Raw genomic sequence first — 14,056 nt, 5'->3', positions numbered from 1 at the left:
GTTCTCCTCATCGAAACACGAGAGGAAACATTCATGAAAAAGTTCGTCACCATTCTTCTGGCCGCCACTGTTCTTGCTGCTCCGATGGCCCAGGCGCAGAGCCGCCACGACGATCGCCATCGCGGCGTTACCGTCGAGCGTCAGGTCACCACCAAAAAGGTCATCGTCAAGAAGCACCGCTGGGATCGCGGCCAGCGCCTGTCTGCGGGCGAACGCCGCCACACGGTCGACCGCCGCGACTATCGTCGCTACCGTCTTGCCGAGCCGCGCCGCGACCAGCGCTGGGTGCGCGTCGACAACCAGTTCCTGCTCATCAACGCCGTCAGCGGCCTGATCGTCGGCCTCGCTGCCGCACGCTAATCCGGGCCTCGATGAAATGAAAAAGGCCCGCTTGCGCGGGCCTTTGTCGTCTATCGTTTTAGCCGATCAGAAAATGTCGGCGCCGCTACCCCACGGGCCATGCGGCTTGTCGACGCCGTCGGTGCGCTCGAAACCATGCGCGCCGAAGAAGTCGCGCTGCGCCTGGATGAGGTTGGCGCTGCCACGGGCGCGACGATAGGCGTCGAAATAGCCAAGAGCCGAAGCGAGAGCCGAAACAGGCAGACCCGAGAGAACCGCGTAGGAAACGACACGGCGCAGAGCAGCGTCGGTGTCCTTGACGATGCCGGAGAAGGCAGGCGTCACGATGAGGTTGGCCACATGCGGGTCCTTGGTGAAGGCCGAGGTGATCTCATCGAGGAATTCCGAGCGGATGATGCAGCCAGCGCGCCAGATGCGGGCGATGGTCGGCATCGGCAGGTTCCAGTTAAACTCCTTCGATGCGGCAGACATGATTGCGAAGCCCTGTGCATAGGCACCAACCTTGGCGGCCAGAAGCGCGCTTTCCAGATCGGCGATGAAGGCCTTTCTGTCAGCGGGCGTTGCTGCGACGGTCGGCAGGCCGAAGATCTTCTCGGCAGCTTCGCGCTCGTCCTTCTGCGAGGAGAGAATGCGGGCAGCCACGGCCGCCTCGATGGCGGTTGCGGCGACGCCCATATTCTGCGCCTCGATGACCGACCACTTGCCGGTGCCCTTCTGGCCGGCCTTGTCGAGGATCAGATCGACCATCGGCTTGCCGGTGATCGGATCGGCGGCGCGCAGAACCTTCTCGGTGATTTCGATCAGGTAGGAGTTGAGGCGGCCCTTGTTCCATTCGGCGAACACGTCGGCGATTTCGACTGCGCTCATCTTCAGGCCGTCACGCAGGATTCCGTAGATTTCGGCGATCATCTGCATATCGGCATATTCGATGCCGTTGTGGATGGTCTTGACGAAATGGCCGGCGCCGTCATTGCCGAGCCATGCCACGCACGGATCGTCATTATACTTGGCGGAAATGGAGGTCAGCACCTTCTCGACGCGCTTCCAGCTATCCTCGGTGCCGCCGACCATGATCGACGGTCCATGGCGCGCGCCTTCTTCACCGCCGGATACGCCCATGCCGATAAAGGTTAGGCCGCTGTCCTTGAGGTTATCAAAACGGCGGATCGTATCGCGGAAATTCGCATTGCCCGCGTCGATCATGATGTCGCCGTTCGAGAGGTGCGGCTTCAGGATTTCCATCTGCTGGTCAACCGGATCGCCGGCCTTGATCATGATGATGATCGGGCGCGGAGGGCGAATGGCGGCGACGAATTCCTCGATGGTTTCGCATGGAATGATCTGGCCTTGCAGATCGCCAGCGTCAGCGTAGAATTTTCGTGTAACTTCCGGGGTTCGGTTGAATACGGCAATCTTGTTGCCCTTTTCCGCGATGTTCAACGCCAGGTTCGAGCCCATGACGCCGAGACCGATCAAACCGATTTCTGCCTGTTCCACGGATGTGCCTCCATCTTGCTTTTAGGTGGTCGTGTTGTGGCACTGTAATGAACAAACGGCAAGGCTAGGGGCGACTGAAACGATTAAATTTTGATGACGCAAATCAGCTTTGCATATTTGCGACAGGTCGAGGCAAGCTCAGAACACCGCTAGGAAGAACGCGGCCGGTCGTCTCCGTCATCGAGCGCCCGCCAGGCCGCCCCATCCATATCCTCATATTGCCCTGATCGCACCGACCAGAGAAAGGCAAAGAGCCCGAGCGCACCAAGAAACAGTGCGACGGGGATGAGATAGATCAGCATGTTCATGCCGCTTGCGCCCCCTCGCCCGTAAATTCCGTCATCACCGCCTCATTCCTCGAAACTGGCTCGGCCTTTCCCGCAAGACGCAGGGCATTGGCAACGACGATCAGCGACGATGTCGACATGGCGATGGCGGCGATCATCGGCGTCGCGTAACCGGCAATCGCAATCGGCACGGCGATGACATTATAACCAATGGCGAGAGCGAAATTCTGCCGGATGAGCCGTCCGGCCAGACGCGATGTCTCGATTGCGACGGGAACGGCATTGAGATCCTCATGCATGAAGACGAAGTCGGCGGCCTGCCGACCAATATCGGCGGCGGTGGCAGGCGCCATGGAAACGTGGGCTGCAGAAAGCGCAGGTGCATCATTGATGCCATCACCCACCATCAGTACCTTTCGCCCCTCGCCTGCCAGCGCCACACAACGCCCCGCCTTGTCTTTCGGCGACAGGTCCGCGTTCCATTTGGTTATCCCCAGACGATGCGCCATGGCTTTGACCGCGGCTGCCCGGTCGCCGGACACGATTTCCTGCACCAGTCCCCGCGCAGATAGGCCGCGCAATGCCTGCATTGCACCGGGTCGCGGATTGTCCTCGAAACCGAACGTCGCCAGATGCCGGCCGTCGAGCGAGAGCACCACTTCCGAGCGCGCATCGTCATTTTCCGGCTGTGTGTCTTGCGGGCAGGCAAACCGGCGATTGCCAAGCCGATAGGTTCCCGCCGCCGTCTTTGCCTCGACGCCGGAACCGGGAATTTCTCGCACCGCGTCGTAGACCGGTAAAGTTCCGGCATAGGCGGCATGCAGGGCTTTAGACAGCGGGTGGCGCGAATGGGCAGCGAGGCCGGCGGCAATCGCCATCGTTGCTGGCTTCACATCGCCGGTTTCCACCAGCCTCGGTTTTCCAACCGTCAGGGTGCCTGTCTTGTCGAACAGCACGGTGTCGATTTCGGCCAGTCGCTCCATCGCCGAGCCTTCCTTGACCATGATGCCATGCCGGAAAAGCCGCCCTGCCGCCACCACCTGCACCACCGGAACGGCGAGACCAAGCGCGCAGGGGCAGGTGATGATGAGAACCGCAATCGCGATCAGCATAGCCTGTTTCCAGTCACCGCCAAAAATGCCCCAGCCGAGGAAGGTCACGAGAGCAAGAAGATGCACGACGGGCGAATAATAGCTCGCGGCGCGGTCGGCGATGCGCCGGTAACGCGCCCGCCCACCTTCCGCCGCCTCCATCAGCCCGATCACTTCGGAGAGAAACGAATCCTTTGCCGATGCGGTCACCCGCGCCGTCAGCGAACCGGTGAGATTGAGCGTACCGGCCTGAAGCAGATCGCCCGCCTCCACCCGGCGCGGCGCGCTTTCGCCGTTGACGATGGACATGTCGAGATCGCTGCTGCCGCTGATGACCATCGCATCCACGGCCACGCGGTCACCCGCGGCAATTGCAATCGCCATGCCGGGCAGCACATCGGCAAGCGGACGATATTCCCGCGTTCCGTCCTCACTGACCACGGTCGCGCCGCGCGGCGAAAGCCGGGCCAGCCCGGCAATGGCCGAACGCGCCCTGTCGCGCATGATATGGTCAAGCGCGCGGCCGATCAGCAGGAAGAACAGCAGCGATACGGTTGCGTCGAACCATGCGTGTTCGCCATGATGAATGGTTTCCCAAAGCGACACGGCATAGGAAAGCGTGATGGCGAGCGCAATCGGCACATCCATATTGGTGCGGCCATGCTTCAGCGCATTCCACGCCGACTGATAAAAGAAACGCCCGCCATAGATCAGCGCCGGCGCGGCGATCATCGCCGATATCCAGTGGAACATATCGCGCGTCGCCGCATCGGCCCCGGACCAGACGGAGACGGACAAAAGCATGATATTGGCCGAAGCAAAGCCACAGAGCGCCACCGCCCTGATCAGCTGCGAACGCAATGCGTCGGAGGCATCCTGTCCACTCGCGAAAAGATGCGTGCGGTAACCCGTTTCAAGGATCGCACGGGCGAGATCGGCGGGGTCAGTCCTGATGCCGTCGATCTCCTCCCTCCAGACAATCGCCACCCGTTTGGACGACAGGTTCACACGCGCCTGTTCCACTTGCGGCAGACGGCGGAGCGCGGTCTCAACGGTGGTGATGCAGGCCCCGCAATAAACGCCCGGCACGCTGAGGTCGGTCTGGCGCAGCCCCTGCCCCAGATCGCGGCTTGCCAGCATCAGCTCCTCTGATGAGGGTGGGTTGACCGGCTCGCCAAGTTGTATCGATCCTTCCGTTCCGGGTGCGCAGCAACTCATTTGCGCCCCCGGATGACGGCGATCCGCGTGCCCTCGTGCACGATGATCCTGCCGTCCTTGACGGCGGTGACCTCGACGATCCACTGGCCCGGCAACATGTCGTGCTTGGCCGTGAAGGCACCGGTGGAAACCGGCGTCAGCTCCATGTCGAAATTCTGGTGTTCACCCACCGGCCGGCGGAAATGCGCCGTTACCGTGTCCGTATCCACAGGACCAGTATCGGGATGAAACACCTCGTAGCGCACGGTGTTTTCATCCACCACCAGCTTGCCCTTGATGCCGGTCGCAGCCCTTGCCTTGGCGGCTTCGGCCTTGGCGTTGAACTGCTGGCTGGCGACATAGGTATTGGGCACCACCAGCCCGCTCCAGCTGGTAACGGCATTCCACGCCATCACCATGTTGACGGTGATGATCGTGCCGAAGAACAGCACCATCACGCCGAGCATATGCCAGCCGGTGAAAACGAAGCCGGATGCCTGGCTTTTATTGGTTGTCATTTCTTCACTCCCGGAGCGTTGAAGACGGCATCGTAACGGGCCGTCTCATGGCCGCCCGTATCGCTGACGATGAATCCGAAGTTTTCCGCAGCCCGCGCCACATCCCCGCCCGGCAGGGTGACGAAGACCTTCAGCGTCGTCGCCTCGTCCGGCTCCACCATCACCTCGAAGCTGCGTGAGGCTGCATCCGACACGCCGTTGATCTTCATCACCGCATTCGGAATGCCCTCGATGGTCAGGCTTATCGTGCGCGGTTGCGGCACCATGTTGAGGATGCGGACCGTGTAGCCGTTGCGGACGGAGCCGCTCGATTCCAGCACATATTGCGGATTGCGGTCATGAAGGACATTGAGCGCCAGCCGCTCGCGCGTCACCAGCGCCACCAGCAGGCCGATGCCGACGGCAGCCCAGATCGCCGTATAAAGAAGCGTGCGCGGACGGAAGACGATGCGCCAGTCGAAATGGCGAATGCTGTTTTTGAAACTGTCATCCTCATTGCGCACATTGGCGGGACGGATCGCGTGCCGGCCGTTGCCGGTCGCAAGCGCCATGTTGGACTGGTATTCGGACAGCGTCGCATAGGCGATCAGCCCGCGTGGCTTGCCGATCTTGTCCATCACCCCGTCGCAGGCATCGATGCAGAGCGCGCAGGTGATGCATTCCAGCTGCTGGCCGTCCCTGATGTCGATGCCCATGGGACAGACCGCCACGCAGGCATTGCAATCGACGCAGTCGCCGATGCTCTCCCCTGCTGCAGTGGCCTTTTTGGCGTGTCTTGAGCGTGGCTCCCCGCGCCAGTCATTATAGGTCACGACCAGTGAATTCTCATCCAGCATCGCCGCCTGGATACGCGGCCAGGGACACATATAGGTGCAGACCTGCTCGCGCATCAGCCCGCCGAAAACGTAGGTCGTGGCGGTGAGGATCGCGACGGTCGAATAGGCGATCATCGGCGCCTGCCCGGTCACGAACTGCATCGCCAGCGTCGGCGCGTCGGCAAAATAAAAGATCCAGGCGCCACCGGTCAGAACGCCGATCACCAGCCAGATCGCATGTTTCAGGACGCGTTTGCGCAGCTTTTCGAATGTGAAGGGCGCGGCATCCAGCTTCATGCGGGCGTTCCTGTCACCCTCGATCGCCCGCTCTACGACCAGAAACAGGTCCACCCAGACGGTCTGCGGACAGGTATACCCACACCATGCGCGACCCACCGCGGAGGTGACGAGAAACAGCCCCAGCCCCGCCATGACCAGCAGTCCGGCGACGAAAAAGAACTCCTGCGGCCATATCTCGATGAAGAAGAAATAAAAGCGCCTGTTGGCGATATCGATCAGCACCGCCTGATCGGGCGCATAAGGTCCCCTGTCCCAGCGCAAAAACGGCGTCAGATAATAGATGCCGAGGGTGACGAGCATCACCAGCCATTTGAACCGGCGGAACCGGCCCTCGGCCCGCTTGGGGAAAATCTTCTTGCGCGCCTCATAGAGGGGTTTACGCGTCTTTGCCGAATTGACGGCTTCCGCCTCCAGCCTTTCAACGGACTGTTGCGGGCGATCTTGTCCGGCGCGATAGATGTTCATGTCAGGAGTCCATTTTTATCTCCTTGCTTTCTCCCATCTCACCGGCAAAACATCCTTGACTTACATCAAGCGACGACAAAGTGGCGCAGTGAGAGGACTGCACCGTAAAGGGAGGATGCGATGCCTGTCATGCAGTCGAGAATCATTCATCTGTCGATCGAAAAACCGTGGAGCCATGTCTATGATTTCACGTCCGATCCGCAGACCATGCCGCGTTGGGCCGCCGGTCTTGCAGGCGGCCTCAGACCGCAAGGCGAAGACTGGATTGCCGATGGCGGGCCGCTCGGTGAAGTGCGCGTCAATTTCGCGCCGACAAACGAATTCGGCGTGGTAGACCATGTCGTCACATTGCCCGATGGCCTGAAGGTCTATAACGCGCTGCGGGTGACGCCGAATGGCAGCGGCGCTGAAGTCAGCTTCACGCTGCTTCGCCTTCCGGGCATGACGGACGAAGATTTCGAACGGGATGCGCAAATGGTCCGGGCAGACCTCGAAACATTGAAGTCGCTGCTCGAAACGGAATGATGGAGAAAACAATGACCACGAATACGAACGACCGGCGGATCGATTACGTCGAGTTCAATGTGACCGATATCGAGCGCAGCAAGGAATTTTACGGCGGCGCTTTCGGCTGGTCCTTCAAGGATTATGGCCCGCAATATTGCGAATTTTCCGACGGCCGGCTGACCGGCGGTTTCACCACCACAGCACCGGTCTCCGCCAGGGGCGGGCCGCTTGTCATTCTCTACGCCGCCGATATCGAGGATATGCAACGGCGCGTCGAGGCAGCCGGTGGACAGATCAGCGTCGCGATCTTCGCCTTTCCCGGCGGACGCCGCTTTCACTTCACCGATCCTGATGGATACGAGCTGGCCGTCTGGTCGGATCGATAAGAAAAGGGCCGCATAGCGGCCCGTCTATTGAAACCTCTCCACGTCATCCTCGGGCTTGACCCGAGGATGACGTGGAGTATGTGGGAAGGTTAGTTATTCGTCTTGGGCCGGGGCCGCATCACGCGGCCCTTTCCTTTTCCTGTTTAGCAATCACTCACCACCGCCCAGCGAATGCACGAAGATCGCAAGCTGCTTGACGGTGGTATCGCCGAGACGCGCACCCCAGGCGGGCATGACGCCGTGCTTCGGCGAACGTATCTGCGAGACAATGCCCTCTTCGCCATGGGACTTCAGCCAGATGGCGTCGGCAAGGTTAGGTGCGCCGAATTCCCGATTACCCCTGGCATCCTCACCGTGGCACGAGGCGCAATTATCAGCGAAAAGCTGCTTGCCCGGTTCCACCAGCGCCGGATTGGCGGGCTTGCCGGTGAGGCTGACGACATAGGCGGCGACTTCGCGGATTTCGTCCGACTTGAGGATGTCGCCGAAGGCCGGCATTTCCGAAGCGCGTGTATCCGCATCGTCGGCAAAACGAATGCCGTGCTTCACCGTCGTATAGATATCCTCGACGCTCCCGCCCCACATCCAGTCGTCATCGTTGAGGTTGGGATAACCCTGCCCGCCCTCGGCACCGGAACCGTGACACTGGATACAATTGACCTTGAAAGCGGCGGCACCGCCGGAAAGGGCAAATTGTCTCAGGGTCGGATCGGCCTGTATTTCGGCGAGTGAGGAGCTGGCGATCCTGTCGACGTAAACGCTCTGCGTCTGCTTCGCGTCAGCCATATCGGCGGCAATCTCGCCGCGGCTGCTCCAGCCGAGCAAGCCTTGTGTCGCGCCGTTGATCAGCGGCCATGCCGGAAAGGCGATGGTATAGCCGATTGCCCAGATGATGGTGGCGTAGAAGGTCCAGACCCACCAGCGCGGCATGGGGTTGTTCAACTCGCGGATACCGTCCCATTCGTGGCCGGTGGTTTCGACGCCGCTGATGTCATCAATGTGTTTTTCGGACATATCCTAGTCCTCCCTGAGCGGAATGCTGGCGGCATCGTCCGCGGCCTTTTTCGAGCCGGGGCGAAGGGTGAAAACGACGACGCCGGCGAAGAACAGGGTCATGGCAAGCAGACCCCAGCTGTCGGCAAAGTGGCGCATGGCCGTATAGGTTTCCATCGTTTCGCCTCCTCAGCGATATCCGGCGGCATCGTCATAGGTCGAGAAATCGACCAGCGTGCCGAGCATCTGCAGATAGGCGACCAGAGCATCCATTTCGGTGAGCTTTGTCGGATCGCCGTCGAAATCGCCCACCTTCGCCTTCGGATAACGCGCCAGGAGTTCCGACGAATCCGCATTCGGGTCAGCCTGGGCGGCAAGATCGGCGGCGGATTTCTCGATCATCTCGTCGCTATAGGGCACACCGACGGCGCGGTTAGCCTTCAGCTCCATCGAGATATCGGTGATCTTCAGCTGCGTGGTTTTCAGAAACGCATAGGACGGCATGATCGATTCCGGCACCACCGAGCGCGGATCGGCCAGATGCTGCACATGCCATTCGTTCGAATAACGATCCCCGACGCGCGCGAGGTCAGGCCCCGTGCGCTTGGAGCCCCACTGGAACGGATGGTCGTACATGGATTCCGCCGCCAGGCTGTAATGCCCGTAACGCTCCACCTCGTCGCGGAACGGCCGGATCATCTGGCTGTGGCAGACGTAACATCCCTCGCGGATGTAGATGTTGCGCCCGGCAAGCTCCAGCGGCGTGTAGGGTCGCATGCCTTCCACCTTCTCGATGGTGTTTTCGAGATAGAAGAGCGGTGCGATTTCCACGATGCCGCCAATCGAGACGACCAGCAGGGAGCCGACCAGAAGCAGCGTGGCGTTGCGTTCGATGACGCCGTGTTTGTCGAGTATGGACATCGGCCCCTCCTTATTCAGCAGGCTGTAGCGAACGGGTTTCGGCGGGCTGCGCCGAAGCCTCGGCATCCGTGTGAACGCCTTCGTCGCGTTGATGACCGAGGATGGTCATCGTGACGTTGTAGGCCATGATCAGTGCCCCGCTGAGGAACATCAGGCCGCCCAGTGCACGCATCACGTAATAGGGGAACAGCGCCGCGACCGATTCCGCGAAGGAATAAACGAGGAAGCCCTGCGTATCGTATTCGCGCCACATCAGCGCCTGCTGGATGCCGGCCACCCACATGACGGCGGCGTAAATGACGATGCCGAGCGTGGCGAGCCAGAAGTGCCAGTTGACCAGTTGCAGGCTGTAGAGACGCTCCCTGCCCCAGAGTTTCGGCGTCAGGTAGTAGATCGCGCCGAAGGTGATCATGCCGTTCCAGCCAAGAGCACCCGAATGCACATGGCCGATGGTCCAGTCGGTATAGTGGCTGAGCGAGTTGACGGCCTTGATCGACATCATCGGCCCCTCGAAAGTCGCCATGCCGTAGAAGGCCACCGCCATCACCATCATGCGCACGATGGGATCGGTGCGGATCTTGTCCCAGGCGCCCGAAAGCGTCATCAGGCCGTTAATCATCCCGCCCCAGGACGGCATCCACAGCATGATCGAGAACACCATGCCGAGCGTCTGCGCCCAGTCCGGCAGCGCCGTATAGTGCAGGTGGTGCGGACCGGCCCAGATATACATGAAGATCAGCGCCCAGAAGTGGATGATCGACAGGCGGTAGGAATAGACCGGGCGGTTCACCTGCTTGGGAATGAAATAATACATCATGCCGAGGAAGCCGGCGGTCAGGAAAAAGCCGACGGCGTTATGGCCGTACCACCATTGCGTCAGCGCGTCCTGCACACCCGAGAAAGCCGAGTAGCTCTTCACCCCGAGGAACGACACGGGTATCGCCAGATTGTTGACGATGTGCAGCATGGCGATGGTGACGATGAAGGCGAGATAAAACCAGTTCGCCACATAGATATGCGGCTCCCTGCGCATCAGGATCGTACCGAGGAAGGCAACGAGATAGGCGACCCAGACAATTGTCAGCCAGATATCGACATACCATTCCGGCTCGGCATATTCGCGGCCCTGCGTGATACCAAGCAGGTAGCCGGTGGCGGCCATGACGATGAAGAGATTATAACCCCAGAAGACAAACCAGCCGAGATTGCCGCCGAACAGGCGTGCACGACAGGTTCTCTGCACAACGTAAAATGACGTCGCGATCAGCGCATTTCCCCCGAAAGCGAAGATCACCGCGGAGGTGTGCAGCGGCCGCATGCGGCCGAAGTTAAAATAAGGCGCGATGTTGAGATCGGGAAAGGCAAGCTGCAACGCGACCACGACCCCGACCAGAAAACCGACGACGCCCCAGAACACGGTGGCGATGACACCGTATTTCACCACCTCGTCGAAATACTCCGACTTGAGGCGCGCGCGCGCAGCCTGATCAACCGGCGCGAAGGAAACGCGGCGCAGCAGAAGCACCGTGCTGACCAGAAGCGTAAAAAACAGCACCCACATATGGGCGGCGAAAAGACTGTCGTGAGCGAAAGCCGCCCCGAGCAACGCGAGAAAGGCCCCGAGGGCCACGATCGCGGTTTCTAACGTGTAATTCATTGTTGGTTTCCCCCAACGTGCAAGCGACCGACGAAAGGCACGGCGCGCGCTTGACTAAGCGGAAACGGGCCTTTGCGTCGGTTGGAGCATTGCCACCGGCGTGGGAAAGCCACCTTGATTCAGATCAAGAAAGCAAAGCTGTCGCAGCGGGAGAAAAACGGTGCAGTTACGGACAGGCAATCTCACTGCAAAAAGGCCGGGCTGCGAGTTGGTCCCTGCTTAAGAGGCGGGCGCTATCAGCCCTTCATCTTCAATGGCAGTCCGGCAGCAACGAAATAGACCTCGCCGACAATTGCGGCGACGCGCTGATGCAGCCGCCCGGCATGATCGCGAAATTCCCGCGCCATGCGGTTTTCCGGCACGATGCCGAGACCAACCTCGTTGGAGACCAGAATGAGTCTCGCCCTCGTGGAAGCGATCGCCGCCTCAAGCCCGGCGAAGGCGGGCTCGATATCGGCATTTTCCATCATCAGATTGGTGAGCCACAATGTCAGGCAGTCGATGAGGATGACATTGTCCGACGCATCGAGCCACGTAAGCACCGCAGCGATATCGACCGGCGCCTCGTGGGTTGTCCATTCCCCGCCGCGCCGCGCCTGATGGTGATCGATGCGATCGCGCATTTCATCATCCCACGCCCGGCCGGTGGCGAGATAATGCAGATGCCCGCCGGCGGTCCCCGCAAGCTCTTCGGCGAAACGGGACTTGCCCGACCGCGCACCGCCAAGAATGAAAACGGAGCGGTTTTTATCTGTCATGGGAAACCTGAAAGAGAGGATGGAGCGGACCGGCGTCTTTGCGATGGTGCAAGCCAGAGGCGGCGCGGACATGAAGGGAACGATTCGTAGAAAAAGGCATCCCCCGGTTGCTCATGCCGGACTGCCGCTGATACCGGGCCGGAGAGATCAAAACCTGTCCGCAGGATGCGGATCATATCAAAGTCCTGACAACTCCGGGCGCCGGAAACACCGGTCCTCATGAAAGGCTAGGTGCGAAAGGCGGCCCTGTCAATCGGGACGCGATATGGCCGGAAAATCAAAGCGGAACCGGTACGCAAAACCTTACCCGGAACCGGCAGACCTGCTGTCCGCGAGAGGATTGATAAAGCCACTTGGTTACCGGAACGTTAGCAGAAAATAAAATGATCAAGCTGCAACGCCGCGGCAGAATATCGGCTGACGGAGGCCGCTGCCATTGCCTTGGCATGGCCTTCAAATCAATATGCTTTCGAAGATTCGCAAACAGCAAGGTGGCCTGCCCGTGATGACCATCATGGACTATATTTCGATCGTCGTTTTCATAGTGCTGTGGGCCGTCTATACGCATGTCACGACGGGAAGGACGCTGTTTTCGAGAACCAGCCTCAATCAGGCCATGGCCGAGCGCCGGCGTGAGTGGATCATGAACTCCCTCAAACGCGACCTGAAGATGATCGACACGCAGATCATGGCCGGCCTGCAGAATGGCACCGCCTTTTTCGCCTCCACCTCCATCTTCGCCATCGGCGGATGTTTCGCTCTTCTGGGCGCGACCGAGCAGGTGGAATCGGTGTTTCGCGACATGCCTTTCGTGCACTATGCCGGACGCACGGCCTTCGAGCTGAAGGTCATCGGGCTCACCTGTCTTTTCGGTTATTCCTTCTTCAAGTTCGGCTGGTCCTACCGTCTGTTCAACTATTGCACGATCCTATTCGGCGCCATTCCCATGGTCCACGACGTCAATTCGGACCGTGAGGCGGCGGAGCGCGCGGCTGAAAACGTCATAAAGATGAACATCATCGCTGCTAAGAACTTCAATGACGGCCTGCGGACGATCTTTCTGTCCATCGGTTATCTCGGCTGGTTCATCAGCCCCTATGTCTTCATTGCCAGCACCGTCATCATCATCGTGGCGCTGTTGCGCCGTCAGTTCTTTTCCGAGGCGCGCCGCGCCATCATGGAAGAAACCCGGCCTTGAAATAGCCGCACTTCAAGGGCCAAGCCCGAGTGAATATTGGCCCTCCAAAAAGCTGAAAAAGCGGGAACCATGGACACAAACACAGCCGCAAACGAAAACCGCCGCAAAGGCCGCATCGGCGGTCTCGATACATTGCGCGGGCTGGCGCTCATCGCCATGGCATCCTATCACTTCACGTGGAACCTGGAATATTTCGGCTATCTCGAACCCGGCACGGCGACCACCGGCCTCTGGAAGCTCTATGCGCGCGGCATTGCAAGCTCGTTCCTGTTCCTGGCCGGCTTCAGCCTGTTTCTCGCCCATGGCAAAGGCTTGAACTGGTCGTCCTTCGGCAAGCGTTTTGCGATGGTGGCCGGCTCGGCGCTGCTCATCACCATCGCCACGTATTTCGCCTTTCCGGACAGCTTCATCTTTTTCGGCATCCTGCATAATATCGCCGCCGCAAGCCTCGTGGGCCTGCTGTTTCTGCGCGCGCCGGCGCCCGTAACGCTGCTTTTCGCAGTGATTGCCTTTGCGCTGCCGCAGTATGTCCAGTTTGACCTGTTCAACAGCAAGTGGCTGGCCTGGATCGGCTTCTCCACCATGCCGCCGCGCTCGAACGACTATGTGCCACTCCTGCCATGGCTTGCGCCCTTTCTTGCCGGGCTCGCTGTCTCGCAGTTCGTCACGCCGCGCGACTGGCTGGATCGTTTTCGCAGCCCCAGTTCACCACGCAATCTGATAGCAAGCGCCGGCCGTCACAGTCTGGCCTTCTACCTTATCCACCAGCCGGTGCTGATTGGCCTCGTCTACGTCCTGTCGCAGGCGGCTCCGCCTCCACCGGTCGATCAGGTGGAGCTTTACAAATCAAGCTGCGAAAAGAGCTGTGTCGAACAGCCGAACGGGCTGGAATTGTGCCAGCGTTTCTGCGGCTGCACGCTGGAAAAGCTGCAGGCGGAAAACCTCTTCGACACGATGATGGAAGGCAAGCTCAGCGCCGATCAGCAGACCAAGGTCAGCGAAGTGGCGCAGCAGTGCACGGTTGAGGCGCAGTAGGGAAAAGTTGCGGGGTCATAGAGGGACGGCGTGTTGTCCTACACCCGACGTCATCCTCGGGCTTGACCCGA

15 protein-coding genes are annotated in these 14,056 nt (G+C 60.1%); 5 read left to right on the top strand and 10 right to left on the bottom strand.

The genetic code is table 11. The annotated features are described in order from the left end of the window. Positions 1–33: 33 nt before the first annotated feature. Positions 34–360 (top strand): RcnB family protein, encoded by a 327-nt coding sequence (locus OK142_RS01440; RefSeq protein WP_003495974.1) that lies wholly within the window; start codon positions 34–36, stop codon positions 358–360. Positions 361–426: 66 nt separating this feature from the next. Here the strand turns inward: OK142_RS01440 and gnd are convergent, their stop codons facing one another. The 5 genes from gnd to ccoG all read right to left on the bottom strand — a co-directional run bounded on the left by gnd (position 427) and on the right by ccoG (position 6,530). Next, positions 427–1,857, bottom strand: coding sequence for an NADP-dependent phosphogluconate dehydrogenase (gene gnd / locus OK142_RS01435; RefSeq protein ID WP_003495972.1), 1,431 nt, complete (start codon positions 1,855–1,857; stop codon positions 427–429). A 149-nt stretch (positions 1,858–2,006) separates the two neighbouring features. Then, a complete protein-coding gene (gene ccoS / locus OK142_RS01430; RefSeq protein ID WP_003495970.1) occupies positions 2,007–2,165 on the bottom strand; it encodes a cbb3-type cytochrome oxidase assembly protein CcoS in 159 nt (52 codons plus the stop codon). Further along, positions 2,162–4,453, bottom strand: a complete 2,292-nt coding sequence (locus tag OK142_RS01425; RefSeq protein WP_498680801.1) for a cation-translocating P-type ATPase — start codon at positions 4,451–4,453, stop codon at positions 2,162–2,164. Before OK142_RS01425 ends, ccoS begins: the two co-directional genes overlap by 4 nt. Next, positions 4,450–4,950, bottom strand: a complete 501-nt coding sequence (locus OK142_RS01420) for a FixH family protein (RefSeq protein WP_498680800.1) — start codon at positions 4,948–4,950, stop codon at positions 4,450–4,452. The genes OK142_RS01425 and OK142_RS01420 overlap by 4 nt, the downstream gene beginning before the upstream one ends. Beyond that, entirely contained in the window at positions 4,947–6,530 is a 1,584-nt protein-coding gene (gene ccoG / locus OK142_RS01415) for a cytochrome c oxidase accessory protein CcoG (protein WP_498680799.1), read from the bottom strand. Before ccoG ends, OK142_RS01420 begins: the two co-directional genes overlap by 4 nt. A gap of 120 nt (positions 6,531–6,650) precedes the next feature. Between ccoG and OK142_RS01410 the strand changes: the two genes are divergently transcribed. Both OK142_RS01410 and OK142_RS01405 read left to right on the top strand, forming a co-directional pair. Then, complete coding sequence (locus OK142_RS01410; protein WP_498680798.1) at positions 6,651–7,055, top strand: SRPBCC family protein; 405 nt, start codon at positions 6,651–6,653, stop codon at positions 7,053–7,055. 11 nt (positions 7,056–7,066) lie between these two features. Next, the gene (locus OK142_RS01405) at positions 7,067–7,423 is read left to right on the top strand and encodes a VOC family protein (protein ID WP_216331346.1); all 357 of its coding nucleotides are present in this window, start codon (positions 7,067–7,069) and stop codon (positions 7,421–7,423) included. A gap of 150 nt (positions 7,424–7,573) precedes the next feature. Here the strand turns inward: OK142_RS01405 and ccoP are convergent, their stop codons facing one another. The 5 genes from ccoP to cobU form a co-directional block, all read right to left on the bottom strand. Continuing rightward, positions 7,574–8,437 (bottom strand): cytochrome-c oxidase, cbb3-type subunit III, encoded by an 864-nt coding sequence (gene ccoP, locus OK142_RS01400; RefSeq protein WP_498680797.1) that lies wholly within the window; start codon positions 8,435–8,437, stop codon positions 7,574–7,576. 3 nt (positions 8,438–8,440) lie between these two features. Then, entirely contained in the window at positions 8,441–8,593 is a 153-nt protein-coding gene (locus OK142_RS01395) for a CcoQ/FixQ family Cbb3-type cytochrome c oxidase assembly chaperone (protein ID WP_006316283.1), read from the bottom strand. Positions 8,594–8,605: 12 nt separating this feature from the next. Further along, positions 8,606–9,337, bottom strand: a complete 732-nt coding sequence (ccoO, locus tag OK142_RS01390; protein WP_498680796.1) for a cytochrome-c oxidase, cbb3-type subunit II — start codon at positions 9,335–9,337, stop codon at positions 8,606–8,608. 10 nt (positions 9,338–9,347) lie between these two features. Further along, positions 9,348–10,994 (bottom strand): cytochrome-c oxidase, cbb3-type subunit I, encoded by a 1,647-nt coding sequence (gene ccoN, locus OK142_RS01385; RefSeq protein WP_498680795.1) that lies wholly within the window; start codon positions 10,992–10,994, stop codon positions 9,348–9,350. 236 nt (positions 10,995–11,230) lie between these two features. Next, entirely contained in the window at positions 11,231–11,752 is a 522-nt protein-coding gene (gene cobU, locus OK142_RS01380; RefSeq protein ID WP_498680794.1) for a bifunctional adenosylcobinamide kinase/adenosylcobinamide-phosphate guanylyltransferase, read from the bottom strand. Between the two features lie 505 nt (positions 11,753–12,257). On the opposite strand from cobU, the gene OK142_RS01375 reads away from it, so the two are divergent. Continuing rightward, complete coding sequence (locus tag OK142_RS01375; protein WP_035242798.1) at positions 12,258–12,950, top strand: DUF599 domain-containing protein; 693 nt, start codon at positions 12,258–12,260, stop codon at positions 12,948–12,950. A 69-nt stretch (positions 12,951–13,019) separates the two neighbouring features. Further along, positions 13,020–13,985: a heparan-alpha-glucosaminide N-acetyltransferase gene (locus OK142_RS01370; RefSeq protein WP_498680793.1), complete on the top strand. Its 966-nt coding sequence runs from the start codon at positions 13,020–13,022 to the stop codon at positions 13,983–13,985. Positions 13,986–14,056: the final 71 nt, after the last annotated feature.

This window comes from Agrobacterium sp. BT-220-3 (assembly GCF_025910175.1).
In the GTDB taxonomy this organism is placed as follows: domain Bacteria; phylum Pseudomonadota; class Alphaproteobacteria; order Rhizobiales; family Rhizobiaceae; genus Agrobacterium; species Agrobacterium oryzihabitans.
The sequence above is the reverse complement of the archived record's forward strand: the minus strand, read 5'-3'. Positions and strand labels throughout refer to the sequence as shown.

Coding starts and splice junctions, on each gene's coding strand:
- OK142_RS01440 (WP_003495974.1), top strand. CDS start 34: ATGAAAAAGTTCGTCACCATTCTTCTGGCCGCCACTGTTCTTGCTGCT.
- ccoS (WP_003495970.1), bottom strand. CDS start 2,165: ATGAACATGCTGATCTATCTCATCCCCGTCGCACTGTTTCTTGGTGCG.
- OK142_RS01425 (WP_498680801.1), bottom strand. CDS start 4,453: ATGAGTTGCTGCGCACCCGGAACGGAAGGATCGATACAACTTGGCGAG.
- OK142_RS01420 (WP_498680800.1), bottom strand. CDS start 4,950: ATGACAACCAATAAAAGCCAGGCATCCGGCTTCGTTTTCACCGGCTGG.
- ccoG (WP_498680799.1), bottom strand. CDS start 6,530: ATGAACATCTATCGCGCCGGACAAGATCGCCCGCAACAGTCCGTTGAA.
- OK142_RS01410 (WP_498680798.1), top strand. CDS start 6,651: ATGCCTGTCATGCAGTCGAGAATCATTCATCTGTCGATCGAAAAACCG.
- OK142_RS01405 (WP_216331346.1), top strand. CDS start 7,067: ATGACCACGAATACGAACGACCGGCGGATCGATTACGTCGAGTTCAAT.
- ccoP (WP_498680797.1), bottom strand. CDS start 8,437: ATGTCCGAAAAACACATTGATGACATCAGCGGCGTCGAAACCACCGGC.
- OK142_RS01395 (WP_006316283.1), bottom strand. CDS start 8,593: ATGGAAACCTATACGGCCATGCGCCACTTTGCCGACAGCTGGGGTCTG.
- ccoO (WP_498680796.1), bottom strand. CDS start 9,337: ATGTCCATACTCGACAAACACGGCGTCATCGAACGCAACGCCACGCTG.
- ccoN (WP_498680795.1), bottom strand. CDS start 10,994: ATGAATTACACGTTAGAAACCGCGATCGTGGCCCTCGGGGCCTTTCTC.
- cobU (WP_498680794.1), bottom strand. CDS start 11,752: ATGACAGATAAAAACCGCTCCGTTTTCATTCTTGGCGGTGCGCGGTCG.
- OK142_RS01375 (WP_035242798.1), top strand. CDS start 12,258: ATGACCATCATGGACTATATTTCGATCGTCGTTTTCATAGTGCTGTGG.
- OK142_RS01370 (WP_498680793.1), top strand. CDS start 13,020: ATGGACACAAACACAGCCGCAAACGAAAACCGCCGCAAAGGCCGCATC.